Here is a 19,367-nt window from a genome sequence, read left to right as displayed (position 1 = left end):
TAGGCAGCGGCCTCGCGGTAAGACGATTGAGAGTGCATCAGGCATGAACTGCAGCGCGATCTCGGTCGTGCTGCTCGGGCAGGCGCACACCACCGTCCCTGCCCCATCGCCGCAACAGGTGTGATGCGCATGCCCAAGCAGGACGAGTTCGATGTTCGTGAAGTGGCGCAGCAATGCCTCGAGCGGCGCAGATCCACGCAGCGATAAGCGTCGAGGTGTGGAATGCCGCTGATCAAAGCGGGAAAAGCGAGTAGCGCACGCAATTTGTCGTAAGAGATGCCCGCCACGGGACGTCCGCCGAAGTTGCACGCGAAGCTGCCCAGCAAGCCGATCCGGAGACCGTGATTGGCGGGCCGTGCAGGCCGATTCAGGTTCTTGCCAGTCATCTCGCTCCCATCGGGGTAGCGTCAGCTTGCGAACGATTGGCGAACGATGGCGCAGTAACTTCGGCCAGCTTCATCGATGATCAAACCAACCCACAGGAAGGAACAAGCCATGAATTTTTCTCGCCATCATTCTGCCGGCCCAAGAAGGCTCTTGACCGCTGCATTCCTTGGCTTCGCCGCTCTCGTCCACCAGCATGCGCTCGCTCTCGAATTCAACGATGGCAGCGTCTATTTTTGTCCGACAATGACAACTGCGGCGGGAGGGGAAATGAATGGAATCATGTGCGATGCGGAGCATTGCTACAACAGCCGGTCGCCCAAACTCGGCACTGCACAACGGCTCTTTCTGGAATCCGCGAAAGAGAAGTGCCGCTATTTGTCCGATCAGGAAGTCACGCTCCACTGGCCTGAATACGCGCCCACAACCGCGGCGGTTCCCGAACCCACCGCCAAATAGCAAGGCGGTCAAGGATTCGACCGGGCTTCCTCCTGGAACCTCCTGGGGCGAACGAATGGCTAAATCGCTATCAACTGCCGCACACCGTTGGCTTCCATGTCCTTACCCCGGCCGCGTGCGATGAGCTCGCGGCGCTCCATGACCAGGTAATCGTCGGCCAGTCCCTGCGCAAAGTCGTAGTACTGCTCCACCAGCAGGTTGGCCATGTCGCCACGGTCGGCCAGCATGCGGATGACGCGGCCCGAGGCACAGACGCGCCCTCTATGACCCCTATCGTATCGTCCGGTAGGCGGGGCTTCTGATGGCTCACTGCTTGGCGACAGCGGGGATGGTACTAATGTTCTCTACCCAGTCGAGCGCTGATTTGCCTAACCGGGGCGGGATTTGCACCAGCGCCCAAAAACGGAGGATGCGGCGCGCATCACCGCGAGACCTTCGAGCACGGATACGCCCGCGTTGGTATTCAATCAGCCAGAGCTACAGTCGAACGGGCTGTGGCCGGTGCTCGCGCTGGCCGGCTTCACCGCGTTGGCCTTGATCGCAGCCGCGGCGGCTTGCCTTCATGCGTGCGAAGAGCCGGCGCAGGCGCTCACTCAGTTTCGGCTCGATGGCGACCGGCGGCTCAAGCATCACCAACGTCAACGGAGCGTATTGGCATGCGTTCACAAGCGTCCGGCCGCTGCGAGTGATGCAGAACGACTCGCCGGCGTTCAGATTGACGTCTTCGCTGGCAGCATCTTGAGTGACCCACACTGATGCACGCATAACCCGCAGCTTCATGCCGCGCACGTTGTTGAGGCAAATCATGCCTCCACGCGGGACGATGATGTTCGGCGGTTCCGTGCAGTCGATGAGATCCAGGTTGGCAAGCATGGTCGATTCCTTCGTGGCGGATTGGGTGGTTCAGCGGGACTTGCCTCTAGCACATGCAGGGCGTTCGATAGCGTGCGGTTACGTTCATGCGGCACTCTGTTCGTCATCGGAGCAAGAGTAGCGGCCGGGCTGCGCGCCACATCCTGCGATCCCGGTATTCGCTTGCAGCTTTCCGCCCCTGTGCCACTGCCCTTCATGATGCGATTTAGGGGAGACACTCGCCGTCGGCGCGGGCCGGCCCGATGGCCAGGAAGCCGGCCAGCAACAGGGCGATCCACAGCCGGTGCATGACTCGCTGCGCAAAGTTCACTCGCCGAGGAGGCAGAGCCAGTGCCAACGCACCACGCGCTGCCCGCAGTAGTTGGCGACGATGCGCTGAGACAGCTCCGCATTGCCGGACAGGTCCCAGCGCCTATCGACCCAGACCATGGCCTCGTTGAGCTCGTCAGGGTCGCCGCTCAGGTCGTACCTGTCGATCAAGGCCGTGGCGAGCTCCCGGTTCGAAAGATCGTCCCCGCTCGCCGCTTCGTTGCGCAGAAGATCGAGCCTGGACTGGCCCATGGGACGGGGCGGCGCCGCCGCGGCTGCCCGTGCCGGGTTCAGAGTCGCTGCATCATTCTGGGGCGGCCTATTCATCGCGAACGCCACGAGCGCGCCGGACACGATCGCCCCCGCAGCGAAGCCGCCGATGACTTGGATGATCCACATCGCCTTCATGTCTGTATCGTCATTCAATGCCTAGAACTGGCTCGGCAGTTGCGCATCCTCGCCGTGCAGGGCGGCATGGACATGCGCTGCAGCGACCCAGGTGATATAGGCCTGGAACAGATCTTCCCCGTCCGACCGGCCCGCAGCCGTCTCCGTTGCCGGGACTTCCGCGCGCACCGGGGGCACGTGGAGCGCGGCATAGCCCACCCACCCGAGTACGCCGCTCAAAAAGACAGGAATGATGACTGCACGCAGCTTCGACATGCCGCTCTCCTCGGTAAGATGTTGCGAGCCATGCTGGCTCGAGGGGCTTCAACGGTGAAGCTGCCAGACAGTACCGAGCCATCGTTCGCCAATCGTTCGCCGCGGACGCCACCCTCCGCCCAGTGATGATCGAAAGCACTTGAATCAGCCCGCACTCCCCTTCGACAACGGCCTCCAACTCAGGTTGCTGGGCGGCTTCGACTGCACACTGAACGGGCGTCCGATTGCCGGGATTTGGTACGACAAGATGCGTGCGCTGCTCGCCTACCTTGCGCTGGAACCGCAGCAGGATCACAAGCGGGAGGTTCTGGCCGAACTGTTCTGGAGCGGCAACGATCCCGTCACGGCGCGCGGCAACCTGCGCCGGACGCTGTCGGATTTGCGCCGCGTGGTGGAACTGCCCGCCGGCAGGCCCTTGTTCTCGGCCAGCAAGAGCACCATCCGTTTCATTCCGAACGCCTTCATCGACGCGATAGAGTTCAGCGGATGGGCGCTGATTTCGCCGCACGATCGCGACTCGCCACAGCAACGAAATGAGAGAGTCGTTGACCTTTATCGCGGTGAATTCATGGCAGGTTTTTACTTGCCGGACTGCCCCGATTTCGAAGACTGGCTTCTTGTCCAGCGTGAAGCCCTGCACCGCCGGGCGCTCGCCATGTTGGAGCAGTCGGCGAATTTTCACGAGCCAATCGGCGACTATGGCATGGCCCTGCAATTCGCCTTGCGTCATACCGACCTCGAGCCGTGGGACGAAGCCGCACATCGTCGGGTGATGCGCCTATACGCCTTGAACGGTCAGAACGGCGCGGCCCTCGGGCAGTTCGACGCGTGCTGCCGTCTGCTGAAAAAGGAGTTGGGCGTCATCCCCGGCGAGGAGACACGGCAGTTGGCCGAGCGCATCCGCAACGCTGAATTCGTGCGCGACTCGCCAGAGATCCCGACGGCGCCGTCGCATGTCGTCCCGCAAGCGCACGCGGAGCGACGACAGGTCACCGTGCTGTTCTGCGAGCTGGCTCCATCCGGAATCGACGACCCCGATGACGCGATGGAACTCCTGCTCGCACCCCGAGCGCACTGTGTCGAGATCATCCGGCGGCTCTCGGGACATCTCGTGCCAATGCATGGCGGCGGATTGCTGGCATATTTCGGCTACCCGCAATCCCATGAGGACAGTGCTGTGCGGGCCGTGCGAGCCGCCTTGGCCGTCACGCGGGAAGCCGCTCGCAGCATTGAGATCCGCTCAGGCGTGCATACCGGGCTGATCACGACAGGCAGCGACCCATCCCTGCCGGACATTGTCGGCAAGACCTCCGGGGTCGCCATCCAACTGCGCCATTGCGTCGGGTACAACGGAGCAGCGATCAGCCAGGAGACGCACAGCATCGTGGCCGGCTATTTTGATTGCACGAATCTGGGCGCCCAATCCTTGCCAGACTCGTCGCGGCCCGTGGCTGTGTTCAGAGTCGAAAGGGAAAGTGGCGCCCGCACACGGCTGGATGCTGCAACGCCGCTGACGCCGCTGGTCGGACGGCAGGCCGAACTCACGCAACTCACGGGTTTGTGGGAAGCGGCAAAACAAGGCGCCAGCCTTGCGGTGCTGGTGCAGGGCGAGCCGGCCATCGGCAAGTCCCGTCTGGTGCATGTCCTCAAACAGGGGCTGGCGGGCGAGCCGCACGCCGTCCGCGAGCTACGCTGTTTCCCGGAATACAGCCAGTCACCGTTTCATCCACTGCTGGTGCTCCTCGAGGCAAACCTGGGCTTTGCCCCTGGCGACACTCCGGAGGTGAAGTCCGCCAAGCTGGCGCAGCATGTCGCAAGGAATTACCCCGCATTGGCTCGGGAAGCCGTCCCCTTGCTGGTCTCGCTGTATTCGCTGCCGCAACCCGCACACTCCCGCGCGACCGGTCTCTCACAGCAAAAGCAGAAAGAACTGACGATCAAGCTCCTGCGCGCGATGTTGAAGGGGCCGACGGCGAAGCTGCCGATGTTGCTCATTGTGGAAGACCTGCATTGGGTGGACCCTTCCACACAGGATTTCTTGACGGCGCTGATCGAGCAAAAAGGACCGGAGGCCCTGCTCGCGATCTTCACCGTGCGGCCCGGGTTCATTCCGCCCCATGCGGCTTCCGTGCTGTCGCTCCCGCCCCTCGCCGAATACGAAATGGAGCAATTGATTGCCGCGGTCGGCGGGAAGCTTCCGGCAGCGACTGTCCGCCGTATCGTGGAACGCGCCGATGGCGTGCCACTTTTTGCAGAGGAGCTGGCAAAGACGGCCACTCGGGTCGATTGGGCAAGCATTCCGGGCACATTGCACGATCTCCTGGCGGCCCGCATGGACCAACTGGGGGAAGCGAAATACACCGCTCAGATCGCCGCCACGATCGGGCGGGAATTCGGGGTTGACCTGCTGCGCAAGGTGTCCCCATCCAGTCCGAATGCGCTGGCGAATTCTCTGAGTCAATTGATGGATTCCGGCCTGATATTGAAGGTCAATGAAGCGACCTGCCAGTTCAAGCACGCGTTGATCCAGGAGGCGGCCTATCAATCGCAGACCCGGGCCGATCGGCAGGCGACTCATCGTCAGATCGCGCAGGTCCTGCAAAGCAATTTCCCCGACAGCGTCACGGCCCAGCCGGAACTCCTGGCACAGCACCTGTCCTCCGCCGGAGAAATTCGGCAGTCCGTCGAATACTGGATCAAGGCAGGGCAACGAGCGATCTCCGGCTCGGCCAACCAGGAAGCGATCGCACATTTCAATCGCGGGCTGCGATCGCTGATGACGCTGCCCGCGGCGCCAGAAAGGGATCAGACCGAATTCTCGATCCTCGTCGGCCTCTGCCCTGCGCTGCACGCGACGCATGGCTACGGGTCCGAGGATGCCACCCGGGTCACTGCGCGAATTTCTGCCTTGCGCGGGCTGGTGGCGGACAGTCCGGAATTTTTTCTGGCGGAATGGACGCGCTTGAGAAACACCGTTGCGACCATCGGTCCCCGCGGCGTACCGCAAGCCGCCTTGCGGCTCTTGGACCTGGCGCGCGATGACCCGATCGGAAAACAAGCGGCACACTATGTGGCCGCCGTTGCATCTTTCTGGCTGGGTGAGTTCGAAGCCTCGAGCACGCACGCCGCGAACGCTATTGCACTCCATCGTCCGGACCAACACCACCTGATGCTGGAATTGTTCGGCGAGGACCTGTCCGTATCGTTTGCCGGGCATTTGTCATGGGCGCTTTTTTTTCTCGGTTTCGCGGATCAGGCGCGCGAGGTGTGTGAGCGGATGCTCGAGCAAGCACGAGCGATGGATCATCCAAAGACGCTTGCGATGGCGCTTCTCTTCGCGACCATGTTGCATCGCTGGTTGAACAAGCACACGGAGACCCTGAGCTTGTCGGCCGAGACCATTGCCCTCACGCGACAACATGGCATGTCGCATTGGATGGCGACGGGTGAAGCGCTGCACGGCAGGGCCCAGATCATGCATGAAGGCAGGCGGGACCTCTCCGAACTCAAATCGCTCGTTGTCCGTTTGAGCGCGGCGGCGCCTTCGTACTCGGCGCAGCGTTTGTCCGACATGGCTGAGGTTCATATGCACTTGAAGCTGTACGACGAGGCGCTCGGCTTGCTTGCGCAGGCGAAGGCGGATGAGAAAAGCACGGGGAGTTGCCAGTTTGCGGCCGAGCGTCATCGCCTCGAGGGGGTGTGCCTGCTGGCTCTTTCACCGCCCGATACCATGGCCGCCGAAGCTTCTTTCGACCAGGCGCTTACCATCAGCCGTCGGCAAGGGGCGAAAACGCTGGAACTGCGGGCTGCCATGAGCATGGCGCAGCTGTGGCGGCAGCAGGGCAAAAAGGAGCAAGCGCGCCGCATGCTGGCGAAAGTTCACGATCGGTTCACCGAGGGTTTCGATACCCCGGATCTTGTGGAAGCGGCGAACCTATTGCGTGCCCCGATTTAAATATGACCCCGTCAGGTTTCGAGTTCGATTACAGCGCTGACTTGCCATTCATCGAAGCGTACAACGCGCGGAAGTCTGACGATGCGCGCACTCGCTTGCGCACGGAGATTCCGTCTATGCCCTACGAGGGCGCATTGGCGCGACCATCTACCGCAGTCTCTTCATTCAAGCCCGCGGCGCCCTGAAGAAGGAACTGCTGCAGCATCTGAGGCGCAGGCGAGGCATGCGCCGCTCGCGCCATCACACGCAGAAGACAGACATCCACGGGAGAATCATTGACGCGGTGTCGATTTGCCGGCCGTGATGAGGGCAGAGGGCGACCAACAGAACGCCCGAGAGTGGCTTCCGAAGCGCGTGCGCACTGACCGCACGGCGGTCAACAATTGGCCAGGACCGGACCTTCCGGCATCCCTTCCACCTCACACAAAACTGGAGCATCTTCATGGCTGGTCCCGGCATGAGCAAAGAGCGGTATGAGGCCATGCCCAAGGCCCAACGGTGGGCGTACTGGACGCTCATCGTCGTCGTCGGGAGCTTCATCGCGTACATGTGGTTCCTGCACTATCCGACGGGCAGAATGCGGCCAACAGCGGACGCTTGAGCCCCGGCCAGAATTCGCCCTGAAGCAGACATAGGACGTCGAGATGCACGAGATTGATTGCGAACTCATCAAGCGGGAGAACGAGGCATTGATTCGCGCGTACGGCGGCGAAATATGCGACTGGCTGCCAACTCCCGACCAAGATACCCCAGCACGAGATGCTCAAGCCGCTGCGCGTCGCGCTCTGGTCCTGAATGCGATGCTGCAGATTGCGTTCAAGGCGCCCATCTCCGTCGTCAGGCAGTGGATTGATAGCAATGGCTTGGACGGGGAGCTATCAAGTTCTGAGCGAGCTATTCTCGAAAAGGACGACGGCGACCTCACCGAGCAGGACCGCACCAACCTCTACTGGTACATCGAGGCGCTATGGGCGCTCGCGTGGGCAGCCGGAAAAGTCGAGGACCTTGCCTTCAACAAGCCTGTCGGTCGTGAACTTGCGTCGCTTATGCCGAATCTGCGAGAGAACGAGAGTGGCGAAGCCTTCATGAGTCGAGCGAAGCTTCGGCCTCGGCTGGAATTGTTCAGGATGACCGACCTCTACTACAGGCTCCATTGGTGGACGAGGACGGCCCAGTTGCATGCGGAACCATCAGGCGACGTGAGCTTGGACATCGTGATGGAGCGACGCAAAGCTCTCGAATGGCTATTGAACGACAACGGAAGCTGGGATGACGTGGAGCTCAGCACCTAGAGGCGGATGCCCGCCAGAAGCCGACGCTCTAGGCGCACATCCATTGACCAACTTAGCCCGCCTACATGAAGACGCCCCACATCATCAACGAATGGCTCGTTGAAAAGGTCGAGCAACATCCATGGGCGAGCGTGCATGAGAGGCGCACCGTCGCTCACGAATGGCGAAGGCAGCTCGGCGGACGGAGCATGAGCGCCGCGTTGACCGCTGCCATCACACCTGCTGATGACTTTTCCATCTCCGTCCGCGCGGATGGAATCCTTGATGAATACGTGGCAGCCGCGAAGAACGGCGTACTGACGACTCTGCTCGCGCAGAGCTACGTATCGGTTCTCGGATGCAACATCGAGCTCTCTGGCTTTCGCGATGACGGCCAAGACTCTTCGTATGCTGCATTTTTCATGGTTGCCAAGGAGGCGACCGAACGGCTGCTCGGGGTTGTCCCGGGCTTTGAACACAATATCGCTTGGGGTGGCCGACAGCCGTAGACGGCCAGAAGCAGCCGGTCGCCAGCGACGGCAATGTAGCAACGCAAAGATGGCCTCGGATCGCTGACACTGGCCAGCTCCGCCCGCGCATGCGCGGGCAAAAGGAACTTCAATCGCCCTCCGCAAATCCCGAGACCGGCCGGGTGCCTGGGATACCTCGATCTGGGGCGTCTCGACCGCTGCGCGGCGCTCGGTTGACCTAGCCTGGTGCGTTCTCAGGCCGCACTATCGGTCTTGAACTCGGGGTCGGCTCTGCCGAAGCGGTGACGGCGCAGTGCGGGCGCGGCCGGCCCTCCTGCTTCAAGGCGTGGCGATGCGTTCGCCGCGCGCCTCGGCGACGCGTTCGGCGTGCCACCAGGCGAGCAGACGCTTGAAGTCGCCGCCGAAGCCGACCCTGAGCAGCTCTTCGTAGATGACCGAGCAGTTCGCCGCTTCGCCCATGTCGAGCAGGCGCTCGGTCGCGGCCCGGTCGCAGCGCAGGTAGGCCGCCTTCAGGCTGCGCACTTCGCGGTCGACGGCCGCGTGGGTGCCGTTGGGCGGCTGCGCGCGCGGGTTCGAAGCAAGGGTCGCGAGCAGAAGCGAGGCAGCGATGGTGGCTGCGATGGACAGAGTACGATGGTGGGTCATGGGGCCTCCGATGGCGGGTGAGGGTGCCGCTGCCATTGCGCTCCACAGCTCGCGCGCCGTCATGAAGGAACCGGCGCGCGTGGTGAAAAAGGCTGAAAATTCCTCCCTACAGGCCGGGGAGACCAGATGCAGGTTCGAGCCGCCAACCGGTTGCGCTTCGAAGAGTTCGATCTCGACGTCGGCTGCCGCACGCTGCGCCGGGCCGGTCGGAGGCTCGACCTTCGCCCGCGCAGCTTCGACGTGCTGGTCTACCTCGCCGAGGCCGCAGGCCGGCCGGTGGGCAAGGACGAGATCCTGGCCGCCGTCTGGCCCGATGTCGTTGTCGGCGAGGAGTCGCTGACGCGCTGTGTCTCCGACATCCGGCAGGTTCTCGGCGAGCACGGGCAGCACATTATTAAGACGCTGCCACGGCGCGGGTATCTCTTCGCGGCTCCGGTCGAGCCTGTGCCGGCCTCACGCGCCGTCGATGCGGGGCCGACCACACCCGCTGGCGAAGCGGCAGTGCCGTCCTCGTCGGCTCGGGCGGCGATTGGCACGGTCGCGGGTGAGGCCGCCGCGCCGGTGAGGCGAGGCGCTGCTGCCGTCGCGCTCTGGAGCGGCCTCGCGGCTGCCATCGTCGCTGTGGCAGCGTTGGCTTGGTGGTGGCAGCAGCGCAGCGCACCGGTGGTGCCACCCGCACCACCTCGCCTGTCGATCGTCGTGCTACCCCTTGCAAGTGATGGCGGCGACCCGGCGCAGGACCGGCTGGCCGCCGTGCTCACCGACGAGATCACGGTCGACCTGTCGCGCATCCCCGAGAGCTTCGTGATCGCACGGGCGACCGCGGACAGCTACCGCGGCCGCAGCGTCGACGCGCGTCGCGTGGGCCGCGAGCTCGGCGTGCGCTATGTACTCGACGGCGGACTGGTGCGCCTGGGCGACACGGTGCGACTGACCCTGCAGCTCGTCGACGGCGAGAGCGGGCGCGCCCTGTGGGCAGACCGTATCGATGGCGAGCTACCCGACCTTCCTGCGCTGTACCGCCGAGTCACCGGGACGGTGGCGAGGTCGCTGGACCTGACGCTGCAGGAGGTGGAAACCGCACGTGCTCGAGCGCGGCCCGGTGCCGACTCGCAGGAGCTGTTGCTGCAGGCGCGGTGGCTGCTGCAGTTCAACCGGACTACGCCGGACTCCCTGCAGCAGGCGCGCCGGCTGCTCGAGCAGGTGAGCGCGCGCGACCCGGGGTCGGGGCTCGCCTTCGCGCTGCTAGCACAGACCTATAACTACGACGTGTCGCAGCGCTGGCTGAGCCTGCGCGGCGCGACGCGCGAGCAGTGGCTTCAACAGGCCGACAGACTCTCGGCGCAGGCCTTCCAACTGGATCCCGCCGATGCACGCGTCGTCGGCGTGCGCGGTACGACGCTCGCGCTGGCCGGCCGCTCCGAGCAGGCGGTGGAGTTGCTCGGGCGCCAGATCGGGCTCAATCGCAACGATGCAAGCGCCTGGTTCTGGCTCGGTTATGCCCGTTGCACGCTCGGCCGGCAGGATGAAGCGATCGCCGCCCTCGAGCAGGCACGGCGGCTCAGCCCGCGCGATCCGAATCTCAACGGCATCTTCGTCGTCACCGCGGCGGCGCATCTGTACCTGGGCCGCGACCGCGAGGCGCTCGAATGGGCGCGGCGCTCGGTGCTCGAGCGGCCGCAGCACGCGGTGGCTCATTCGTGGGTCGCCGCGGCGGCAGCGAACTTGGGCGAGACGGAAACCGCGCGCGCGGCGCTGGCGGAGTTCAGACGGCGGCTGCCCTCCTACACGATTTCGTCGTTCCGCGACGAGCGGCTGTGCGCGAACGACCTCTGCCGCGCCCAGCGCGAGCGTTACTACGCGGGGCTGGAGAAGGCTGGGCTGCCCGAATAGGTTGATTCCGCGCTGCGGGCTTCTTCGGGTGGCTGCGCATGGGTCAGAGCGGCTGAGCGAGCGGCGGACTTGTGGCGACGAGCTCAAGACTACGGAAGTCGCTGATGGGTCGACAAGAGCAGTTCGTGTCTTCAGCCAGCTGGCGCGAGAGCTGTCATCAACTTTGAGGATGCCGATTCCTCACGTTGGTTGTATGCGCGATCGGCCAGAACCTGCCGTTGAATCGAGGAGCCTGAGGTTTCAGCTCCGGTGGCAAGGGCCTTTCTTCTCAAGAGGTTAACTGGCAGCTTGACGCCTTCTGCGTCAACTGCCCCGACCCCGTGTCCGCGCTGGACCTCGTTCTCGAAGCACCTGCGGGCTCGGTGCCAGCGCAGGTCGTTGACCAAACGCCGGCGATGCCTGCTCGGGCAGTTGACGGGTGGTCTCACGAAGAGCTTGCGCCAGCGCATCCCCTGCGCCTTTTGAGGCTAGACGATTAGCGCCGGAGCGTCAGCTTTGGAGAAATCTGTACAGCCGGTATGGGCCCACGGACTAAACCGCTCGCGCGGTAGCCCGCCGCCGACGCCGCGGCGGGTGGCAAACATTGCGCCCCTGTCTATGTTGAGGAGCGAGGCAATTGGCCTCGTTCTTCGACAGGAGCAGGATCATGACCCCTTCGACCCAAGCCATCACGCCGCTGCGCCAACGCATGCTCGACGACATGCGCATGCGCAAGCTCGGACCCAAGACCCAGGCTGCCTACATCCGTGCTGTTCGGTACCTCGCCAGCTTTCTGCAGCGTTCCCCCGACACAGCCACCGCAGAGGATCTGCGGCGCTTCCAGTTGCACATGGTCGATCGGGGCGTCTCGCCGATCACGCTCAATGCCACCATCACGGGGTTGAAGTTCTTCTTCGACGTCACGCTCGACCGCGGCGAACTGATGGCCAGGATGAGCTACGTTCATGTGCCCCAGAAGCTGCCCGTGGTGCTCAGTCGCGACGAGGTCGCACGCCTGATTGCTGCGGCCGCCAACCTGAAGTACCAGACGGCACTGTCCATCGCCTACGGTACGGGGCTGCGGGTCAGTGAGATCGTTGCGCTGAAGGTCAGCGACATCGACAGCCAGCGCATGACGCTGCGCGTCGATCAGGGCAAGGGCCGCAAGGATCGCTACGCCATGCTCTCGCCCGTCCTGCTGGAACGGCTACGCGCCTGGTGGCGATATGCGCATGCGCACGGCAAGATGCTGCCCAACGGTTGGCTATTCCCCGGCATGAATCCGGTCGATCCCTTGACTGCGCGCCAGCTCAACCGCGCCGTCCACGACGCTGCCGAGGCGGCCAAGATCGACAAGCCCGTCTCCATGCACACGCTGCGCCACACCTTTGCCACGCACCTGCTGGAGCAGAAGGTGGACATCCGTGTGATCCAAGTGATGCTGGGCCACAAGAAGCTGGAGACGACATCGGTCTACACGCACGTGGCCACCGAGATCCTGCACGAAGTGGTCAGTCCGCTGGAGAAGCTGCAGGCCGCATAGGCCATTTCCATGGCGCACTGCGCCCTGGAAGTCGCCGACATCTTCCGCACCCACGCCCGGCTGGCGCCAGGCGCAGCGTGGGCACCTGAGCCTCGGCCAGCTCAAGGTCATGTCGGCCATCGAACAGTGCCGCAGCGCGGCGCTGGGAGGTCACGTGTTGCGTTGCGAAGGCTGCGGGCACGACCAGATCGCCTACAACTCGTGCCGCAACCGGCATTGCCCGAAGTGCCAGGCCGCCGCAGCGCGGCGTTGGCTCGACGCACGGCAGGCCGACCTGCTGCCGGTGGACTACTACCACGTCGTCTTCACCTTGCCGGCACCGATCAGCGCCATCGCCTACTACAACAAGGCCGCAATCTATGCGCTGCTGTTCGATGTGGCCGCCGAGACCTTGATGACCATTGCGGCCGACGCGAAGCACCTGGGCGCCAGCATCGGTGTGACCCTGGTGCTGCACACCTGGGGATCGGCATTGACGCACCACCCCCATGTGCACGGTATCGTGCCGGGTGGAGGCCTGTCGCCAGACGGCGAGCGCTGGGTCGCCTGCAGGCCCGGCTTCTTCCTGTCGGTGCGCGTGCTCTCGCGGCTGTTCCGGCGACGCTTCCTCGAAGAACTCGAGCACGCTCACTACGCCGGCCGGCTGCAGTTCTTTGGCGAGTTCGCCGCGCTGGCCGACAGGCAGGCGTTCACCGAGTGGCTGGCGCCGCTGCGCAAGTGCGAATGGGTCGTCTACGCCAAGCGCCCGTTCGCCGGACCCGAGGCGGTGCTGGCCTATCTGTCGCGCTACACCCACCGGGTCGCCATCTCCAACAGCCGGCTCGTGGCTATGGACGAACGAGGCGTCACGTTCCGCTGGAAGGACTACCGGGCCAAGGGCCGCACACGCTGCAAGACGATGACGCTCGATGCCGACGAGTTCATGCGCCGCTTCCTGCTGCACGTCCTGCCGGGCGGCTTCCACCGCATCCGCCACTACGGGCTCCTGGCCAACGGCAATCGAACCGCCTGCCTCGCACGCATTCGCAAACTTCTGCTGCAGCAAGTCGATGCCGCTGCGCGCACATCGGATGTTGACTCCGAGCCCGAACCCGTGCGACCGAGCTTCTTCTGCCCGCACTGCGGCGGCCCGATGATCATCCTGCAGACCTTCGTTCGTGGGCAACCCATCCGTGCGCCGCCTCAGCAGGCTCGGGCACCATGAGTACACATCTGCAACAGCGTCCAGTCCGAGCTTCGGCCCTTCATCCTTCTGGGCCGGTGCGCAGTCTCGCCTTCGCACTCGACGAAGGCATACCCGCCGGTGGCGTCGCTGGGCAACTGAGTGCGCCGCGATCGATCCGCTGCGCCTCAACCACGCCATCGGCCGAACTCTTGACCTGCGTCGCCGCCACGACTTCGACTCGCACCGACCAAATCCCCATAGCTTCGTAGCCTTCTCAGGCCTCGGTGGCGCATCCCGCGGTTTCCTCCATGGAGGCTTGTCCAACACCTGCCCTCAGGCCGCTGGCGAGCTCGGCGCTGTCGTCGTGCACGGACAGGTGTCGGACAACCCTAGACCATAGCGGCTGTCCATATTTCTCGGAAGCAGCCATTGAGGCGCCAAGGGTCACCATCCACTCATCCCTCCGGCTGCAGTTGAGCGGATCCAAGAAGAATCAGTCGATCTTGGCGCCGGACTGGATTGTGAGGTCTGTTGACAACTTCGCTTCCTCCTTACGACGGAATTACGCCGCGTGAAACGGGCACAAAGGGCGGCCATCCACAACGAAAAGGAGCCACCATGCCCCCCGGCCGGCAAGAGACAAGCCAAACATCGCTGAACCGACTGAACTTCCAGCACCTCCAATACTTGCAGGCGTTGGTCGAGGAACGCCATGTCACCCGCGCCGCCGAGCGGATGGGTATCGGCCAGCCAGCTATGTCTACCGCCTTGGCACGCCTGCGCGAAGTGTTCAAGGATGTGCTGCTCGTGAAGACGACGACGGGCATGCAGCCGACGCCCCGCGCGCTGGACTTAGCCAGGCGGGTACGGGAGATCTCCGACATGCTGAGCGGCCGCGGGTTCGAGGCTGAAAACTTTGAACCGAGCACCTCACAGGCGCGATGGCGCATCATGGCGTCCGATGGCATATCGCGTACTTTGCTGCCAGAGATGATGGCCCTGGTCACGCACAAGGCGCCGCACATGCGATTCACGGTGCAGCCGGGTGACCCTCGCCGCTTGTCGGAATACTTGCGCGACGGCGAGTTCGATCTCGCCTTGTCATTTGTCCGGTCCCCGCCTTCCGAACTGCGACAGACCGTCCTCTATCCTCAACGACTCCTATGCATAGCCCGGGAGGACCATCCGGTCGCCAAGGGCGAGCTGACCTTGGAACAATTCGTCTCCAGCCAGCATGCCCGCTGGGGTGCCCCTCCCGTGGCTCATGCGACCATGGAAGCGATGGTCGATGAAGCGCTAGAGGCGCTCGGCCATTCGCGGCCGGTAACGCTCCTTGTATCGAGCCTGACCTTGCTGCCAGATGTGGTCGCCGGATCCGACCTCATCGCGGTTGTGCCCGAGCACATGGCCCGGGCAGCCGCGCGCGCGCTGCCGATCCAGCTCCTCCCACTCCCCTTCAAGGTGCCGAGCGTGGATGTCAGCATGGTCTGGCATGAACGCCTGCACCATGATCCCGCGCACAAGTGGATGCGTGAATCCCTGCGAGACATCGGCAAGAGGCTTTCCATGCGACCTACGCTATAACCGCTGTCCTGCCGTCGAAGCTCAGGCCGATTTGCTCACCCCTTTGTCAAGCGCCCTGCGACAAAGGCCACCGCATCCGCAAGGCGCTCGCCTTCCAGTTCGCGATGCGGTCCTGGGTAGGCAACTAGCCGCTTGTTTTCGGAACCAATGGCATCGAACAGATCGAGCGTGCCTTGCCGATCGAAAAACTCGTCATTCCACTGCTGGGTGAACCAGACGTCGCAGGCAACGCGCGATGCAAACTCGGCAAGGTGCTCGCTAGCCGCATAGTTCGTGGCCCACAGCCCGATAGCGGCAGCGCGAATGCGCGGTTCGCCTGCCAGCATTGGAATCCCATAGGCAGTGCCCATGGACACGCCCACGTATCCAACGGGCAGCTTGGCGTATTCCGGCAAGCGCAAGAGGCTGTCAAGCGCTGCGGACATGTCCTGTCCCATGCTGATCCGACCCACGCCGGCACGCCACGCTTCCCTGAAACTCTGGCGTGCAGCAGCGGCGTCGAGATTGCCATCGTCGCGTCGCTCGCCGTGTACCGGCCCATCGATCGCAAGGACCGTGAGACCGAGCGGCAAGCAGGCCTGGGCGATCATGAGAATGGCGTTGGACGTCTTGTGTCCACTGCCACCGTGGCACGCGAGCACCACGCCTCTGGACGCGCTCGACGGCGTCCAATACACCGCGGGGACGCTGACGCCGCCACGCTCAACAGCCAACGCGCGCGGCTCGGGAAGTGAACCTAAAGTCTGTTGTGTCATCGGTTAATCGAGCTTGATGTCGTTGTCCTTGATCACGCGACCGAACTTCTGATAGTCCGTGCTGATCTCCTTGTTGAAATCCTCCAAAGACTCTTTCGAGGGCTCGAACCCCGCCTCGCGAATCGTCTTTTGCACGGCGGGGTCGCTGAGGGTCTTCTGCCATTCGCTGCGCAACTTGCCAAGTACCGGGGCAGGCGTGGCGGCCTGGACAAAGATGGCTTGCCAGCCCACGACCGTCGCCACGGGATAGCGCTTGCCGATCGGGTCCACTTGGGGAAATGCTTCCATCGGTACATTGCCGGTGTGCGCTACTGCCCGAATGTGGCCTGCCGCTACCTGAGGTGCGGGCGAGGTCGGTGGATCGATACTGCAAGACAACTGCCCGGAGACAAGATCAGGCAAGGCTTGGCCGAACGTCTTGTAGGGCACGTGCAGCACATCGATGCCTGCCTCCTTCTTCAGGAGTTCCAACGCCAGATGCGGCGGCGAGGCAACACCATACGTCCCACACGACAACTTGCCAGGGTTCTTCTTGGCGTAGTCGATGAACTCGGCAAGGTTATGAATCGGCAGCTTCGGATTGACCGTCATAAGGTACGGCGTGTCGGCCGTGCGCGCCACCGGAACAAGGTCCTTTCGGAAATCGAAGGGCTGTTTCTTCACCCACGGGTTGATCACCATCGCACTGGAATTGACCAGCATCGTGTAGCCGTCGGCCGGTGCTTTTGCGACGAAGTCCGCGCCTATGGCACCGGTTGCACCAGGCTTGTTGTCGACCACGATGGGTTGGCCCAGCAGCTGTGACAGCTTCTGGCCATAGGCGCGCGACATGATGTCAGGCGCGCTCCCCGGTGCGAAGGCAACGATGAGCTTGATCGGGCGGTCGGGATAGGTGCCCTGGGCCGCAGTCGATCCCGTCGCGATCAGCATCGCGGCGGCGCAAAGTATTTGTCGGCGCATCTCAGGCCGCCTCGCTCGCCTTGCTGCCGAGCACGGCGTCGAAGCGCCACCCCATCTCCTCAATGCGATGCCGGACATCAACTCCGAAGGATTTCTCGATCTTCTCGCCAGTCGCAGGGGCGTACTGCACGTCCGCCGCCATTTCCTTGGCCTCGCCCTGGATCAGGACAAGCAGCACAGCCTCGGGCGTTTTCCCCGTGTTGCGGAAGGCACGCATCACGTTGGGCGGCACCGAGATCATGTCGTGCTCGTCGAGCACCGTGCTGTACTGGCCTTCGTCGCCCCACATCACATCGAACTGGCCGCTCAAGCACATGAAGGTTTCAAGCGTGCGGGCATGCGAATGCAGGTCGGGGCCCTGGCCAACCGGGCAGCGGCACAGATTGACGGTGAGACCAGGAAACCCCACGATGCCCGGGTTCTGGCTGCTAGCACCGACCCCCTCTCCGGGCGCCATGTACAGATAGATTGAATCCGCGGCAATCGACTCGAGGGCCGCGGCCGGAATTCCGCCGGCCTGGTCGAATCGACGTTTCTTAGGCTGAATCGTCTTCGCGCGCACGATGCGATTTTCCATCTCTTCGGGCGTGGGATTGAGCGTAGGCATGGGATTGTCTCCATTAAAAATCAGAGGGCCGGACGGTCCGCAGTACGGCGCCGGGGTTAGCGAAATCTAGATGCGGGGAGCGTCTGGCGCCATGGGCGCTGGCTGATGGCGCCATCAACGATCCGGATGACGAAGAATCCTTTTCCCATGTTTGAATCCTCACAACTGCTTCGGCAGATGAAACACTCACAGGAGATCGACATGAATGGCGCCGAATCCCTGGTGCACACGCTGCTGGACGCGGGTGTGGACACCTGCTTCGCGAACCCGGGCACTTCCGAAATGCACTTTGTGTCGGCTCTCGACCGCATCGACGGCATGCGCTGCGTGCTCGGCCTCTTCGAAGGCGTTGTCACGGGCGCGGCCGACGGCTACTACCGGATGGCCGAGCGCCCCGCAGCCACCCTTCTGCATCTCGGCCCTGGTTTGGCCAACGGCTTGGCCAACCTGCACAACGCAAAAAAGGCGCGCTCGGGCATTGTCAACGTGGTGGGCGAGCACGCCACTGGGCACTTGGCCCTTGACGCCCCGCTGACGTCGGACATCGAGGGCCTGGCACGCCCCATGTCGCACTGGGTGCATACGGTGAGCAGTGCGGAGGCCATCGCGCACGATGGACGCGAGGCCGTGGCGCAAGCTTCCGGGCGTCCCGGGCGCATCGCGACTCTGGTACTTCCAGCGGACATGGCGTGGTCGGCCGTCGGTGGACAGCCGCAGCCTCTGGGCGCCACACGCAGGCCTGAGGCCCGCTCCGTCGAGCAGGAAGCAGTGATCTCGGCGACGCACACCCTCAAGCACCATGGTGCCTCCACGCTGCTGCCGCTCGGCGGCTGTGCCGTTCGGGCGCGCGCCACGGAGTGGGCCGGGCGAATTGCCGCTGCCACGGGTTGCGCCGTGATGTCGGAGTTCTATGCGGAGCGGATCGAGCGCGGCGCGGGCAGAGTCGCCATTCCACGTCTGCCCTACGCGGTGCAGGGAGCGGTTGATCTGCTCTCGCGTTTCGAGCACATCATTCTCGTGTGCGCCGCCGAACCGGTGGCGTTCTTCGGCTACCCCGACAAGCCGGGCCGCCTTGCATCTCCCGGGACGAACATCCAGACACTCGCGACGCACGCCGAGGATCCAGCCGAGACGCTGCGCATGGTAAGTGAGGAACTTGGCGCGATGCGCGTCAAGCCGATCACGTGCGCGCGACTCGCACCAAGTGCCGACCATGAGGAGGGGCCACTCACGCCGGCATCGATCGGCACCCTCCTGGCGACACTCATCCCTGAGAACGCGATCGTCGTTGATGAAGCCATCAGCACCGGTCGCGCGTTCGACCTGACCACCCGCGACGCCGCTCCCCACGATTGGCTGACGAACATGGGAGGCGCCATTGGCTTTGGGCTGCCCGTGGCGGTCGGCGCCGCGATCGCCGCGCCCGACCGAAGGGTCATTGCGCTGGAGGGAGACGGCAGCGCCATGTACACACTGCAGTCGTTGTGGACCATGGCGCGCGAGAGCCTGAATGTCACGGTGGTGGTTTTTGCCAATCGCAACTACCAGATCTTGCGAGGCGAGTACGCCCAGGTGGGAGCGGGATCGCCGGGTCGACGAGCTAGTGACATGCTCAGCATCGATCGGCCGACGCTGGATTGGGTGGCACTGGCGTCTGGACAGGGGGTGCCCGCCTGCAGGGTCTCCACGTTGGGCCAATTTGCCGATGCGATGCGCAGATCACAAGCCTCTGAAGGTCCGAGCCTGATCGAACTAGTCCTCTAGGAACGGAGCTCCCACGTCACATATCGCTTGTGACAAGACCTAGGCCGCGGCTATGGCCGAAAGGCTC

The 19,367-nt window shown here is 63.7% G+C and carries 15 protein-coding genes and 3 pseudogenes; 10 read left to right on the top strand and 8 right to left on the bottom strand.

Annotation, left to right across the window (positions count from 1 at the left end):
* Nucleotides 1-495 precede the first annotated feature (495 nt).
* Nucleotides 496-843 (top strand): hypothetical protein, encoded by a 348-nt coding sequence (locus ACSQ86_RS31530; protein ID WP_436307244.1) that lies wholly within the window; start codon nucleotides 496-498, stop codon nucleotides 841-843.
* Between the two features lie 59 nt (nucleotides 844-902).
* On the opposite strand, the pseudogene ACSQ86_RS31525 reads toward ACSQ86_RS31530, so the two are convergent.
* The 4 genes and pseudogenes from ACSQ86_RS31525 to ACSQ86_RS31510 all read right to left on the bottom strand — a co-directional run.
* Nucleotides 903-1,085, bottom strand: a pseudogene (locus ACSQ86_RS31525) (ABC transporter ATP-binding protein); the annotation flags it as partial.
* Between the two features lie 235 nt (nucleotides 1,086-1,320).
* Nucleotides 1,321-1,716 (bottom strand): DUF2917 domain-containing protein, encoded by a 396-nt coding sequence (locus tag ACSQ86_RS31520; protein ID WP_436310447.1) that lies wholly within the window; start codon nucleotides 1,714-1,716, stop codon nucleotides 1,321-1,323.
* Between the two features lie 306 nt (nucleotides 1,717-2,022).
* Nucleotides 2,023-2,433 (bottom strand): hypothetical protein, encoded by a 411-nt coding sequence (locus ACSQ86_RS31515; RefSeq protein WP_436310446.1) that lies wholly within the window; start codon nucleotides 2,431-2,433, stop codon nucleotides 2,023-2,025.
* Nucleotides 2,434-2,454: 21 nt separating this feature from the next.
* On the bottom strand, nucleotides 2,455-2,688 hold the full coding sequence (locus tag ACSQ86_RS31510; RefSeq protein WP_436307248.1) for a hypothetical protein: 234 nt from the start codon (nucleotides 2,686-2,688) through the stop codon (nucleotides 2,455-2,457).
* Between the two features lie 139 nt (nucleotides 2,689-2,827).
* Here ACSQ86_RS31510 and ACSQ86_RS31505 point away from each other — a divergent pair, with 139 nt between their 5' ends.
* The 4 genes and pseudogenes from ACSQ86_RS31505 to ACSQ86_RS31490 all read left to right on the top strand — a co-directional run bounded on the left by ACSQ86_RS31505 (nucleotide 2,828) and on the right by ACSQ86_RS31490 (nucleotide 8,423).
* On the top strand, nucleotides 2,828-6,643 hold the full coding sequence (locus tag ACSQ86_RS31505) for a BTAD domain-containing putative transcriptional regulator (RefSeq protein ID WP_436310445.1): 3,816 nt from the start codon (nucleotides 2,828-2,830) through the stop codon (nucleotides 6,641-6,643).
* Between the two features lie 142 nt (nucleotides 6,644-6,785).
* A pseudogene (locus ACSQ86_RS31500) lies at nucleotides 6,786-6,935 on the top strand (IS30 family transposase); the annotation flags it as partial.
* A 352-nt stretch (nucleotides 6,936-7,287) separates the two neighbouring features.
* On the top strand, nucleotides 7,288-7,935 hold the full coding sequence (locus ACSQ86_RS31495) for a DUF4272 domain-containing protein (protein ID WP_436307250.1): 648 nt from the start codon (nucleotides 7,288-7,290) through the stop codon (nucleotides 7,933-7,935).
* Nucleotides 7,936-8,000: 65 nt separating this feature from the next.
* Nucleotides 8,001-8,423, top strand: coding sequence for a hypothetical protein (locus ACSQ86_RS31490; protein ID WP_436307251.1), 423 nt, complete (start codon nucleotides 8,001-8,003; stop codon nucleotides 8,421-8,423).
* A gap of 300 nt (nucleotides 8,424-8,723) precedes the next feature.
* Here the strand turns inward: ACSQ86_RS31490 and ACSQ86_RS31485 are convergent, their stop codons facing one another.
* The gene (locus tag ACSQ86_RS31485; protein ID WP_436290834.1) at nucleotides 8,724-9,050 is read right to left on the bottom strand and encodes a hypothetical protein; all 327 of its coding nucleotides are present in this window, start codon (nucleotides 9,048-9,050) and stop codon (nucleotides 8,724-8,726) included.
* A gap of 126 nt (nucleotides 9,051-9,176) precedes the next feature.
* On the opposite strand from ACSQ86_RS31485, the gene ACSQ86_RS31480 reads away from it, so the two are divergent.
* The 4 genes and pseudogenes from ACSQ86_RS31480 to ACSQ86_RS31465 all read left to right on the top strand — a co-directional run bounded on the left by ACSQ86_RS31480 (nucleotide 9,177) and on the right by ACSQ86_RS31465 (nucleotide 15,214).
* Nucleotides 9,177-10,943 carry a winged helix-turn-helix domain-containing tetratricopeptide repeat protein gene (locus ACSQ86_RS31480; protein WP_436310444.1) on the top strand — a complete coding sequence of 589 codons (1,767 nt, stop codon included), beginning with the start codon at nucleotides 9,177-9,179 and terminating at the stop codon, nucleotides 10,941-10,943.
* Between the two features lie 646 nt (nucleotides 10,944-11,589).
* Nucleotides 11,590-12,465, top strand: a complete 876-nt coding sequence (locus ACSQ86_RS31475; protein ID WP_436310443.1) for a tyrosine-type recombinase/integrase — start codon at nucleotides 11,590-11,592, stop codon at nucleotides 12,463-12,465.
* A gap of 9 nt (nucleotides 12,466-12,474) precedes the next feature.
* Nucleotides 12,475-13,669, top strand: a pseudogene (locus ACSQ86_RS31470) (IS91 family transposase).
* Nucleotides 13,670-14,248: 579 nt separating this feature from the next.
* Nucleotides 14,249-15,214, top strand: a complete 966-nt coding sequence (locus ACSQ86_RS31465) for a LysR family transcriptional regulator (RefSeq protein ID WP_436310442.1) — start codon at nucleotides 14,249-14,251, stop codon at nucleotides 15,212-15,214.
* A 35-nt stretch (nucleotides 15,215-15,249) separates the two neighbouring features.
* Here the strand turns inward: ACSQ86_RS31465 and ACSQ86_RS31460 are convergent, their stop codons facing one another.
* From ACSQ86_RS31460 to ACSQ86_RS31450, 3 genes are read right to left on the bottom strand one after another with little or no spacing between them, the layout of a single operon-like run.
* Nucleotides 15,250-15,969 (bottom strand): alpha/beta hydrolase, encoded by a 720-nt coding sequence (locus tag ACSQ86_RS31460; RefSeq protein WP_436310441.1) that lies wholly within the window; start codon nucleotides 15,967-15,969, stop codon nucleotides 15,250-15,252.
* 3 nt (nucleotides 15,970-15,972) lie between these two features.
* A complete protein-coding gene (locus ACSQ86_RS31455; protein ID WP_436310440.1) occupies nucleotides 15,973-16,899 on the bottom strand; it encodes a Bug family tripartite tricarboxylate transporter substrate binding protein in 927 nt (308 codons plus the stop codon).
* Between the two features lie 31 nt (nucleotides 16,900-16,930).
* Nucleotides 16,931-17,536, bottom strand: a complete 606-nt coding sequence (locus tag ACSQ86_RS31450; RefSeq protein ID WP_436310439.1) for a cupin domain-containing protein — start codon at nucleotides 17,534-17,536, stop codon at nucleotides 16,931-16,933.
* Nucleotides 17,537-17,737: 201 nt separating this feature from the next.
* Here ACSQ86_RS31450 and ACSQ86_RS31445 point away from each other — a divergent pair, with 201 nt between their 5' ends.
* A complete protein-coding gene (locus ACSQ86_RS31445; RefSeq protein WP_436310884.1) occupies nucleotides 17,738-19,300 on the top strand; it encodes an acetolactate synthase large subunit in 1,563 nt (520 codons plus the stop codon).
* The last annotated feature ends 67 nt before the right edge of the window (nucleotides 19,301-19,367 follow it).

Source organism: Variovorax sp. LjRoot130 (genome assembly GCF_964253755.1).
Classification (GTDB): domain Bacteria; phylum Pseudomonadota; class Gammaproteobacteria; order Burkholderiales; family Burkholderiaceae_C; genus Variovorax.
Note: the sequence above shows the minus strand (reverse complement) of the source record. Positions and strands in the feature narration are given on the sequence as shown.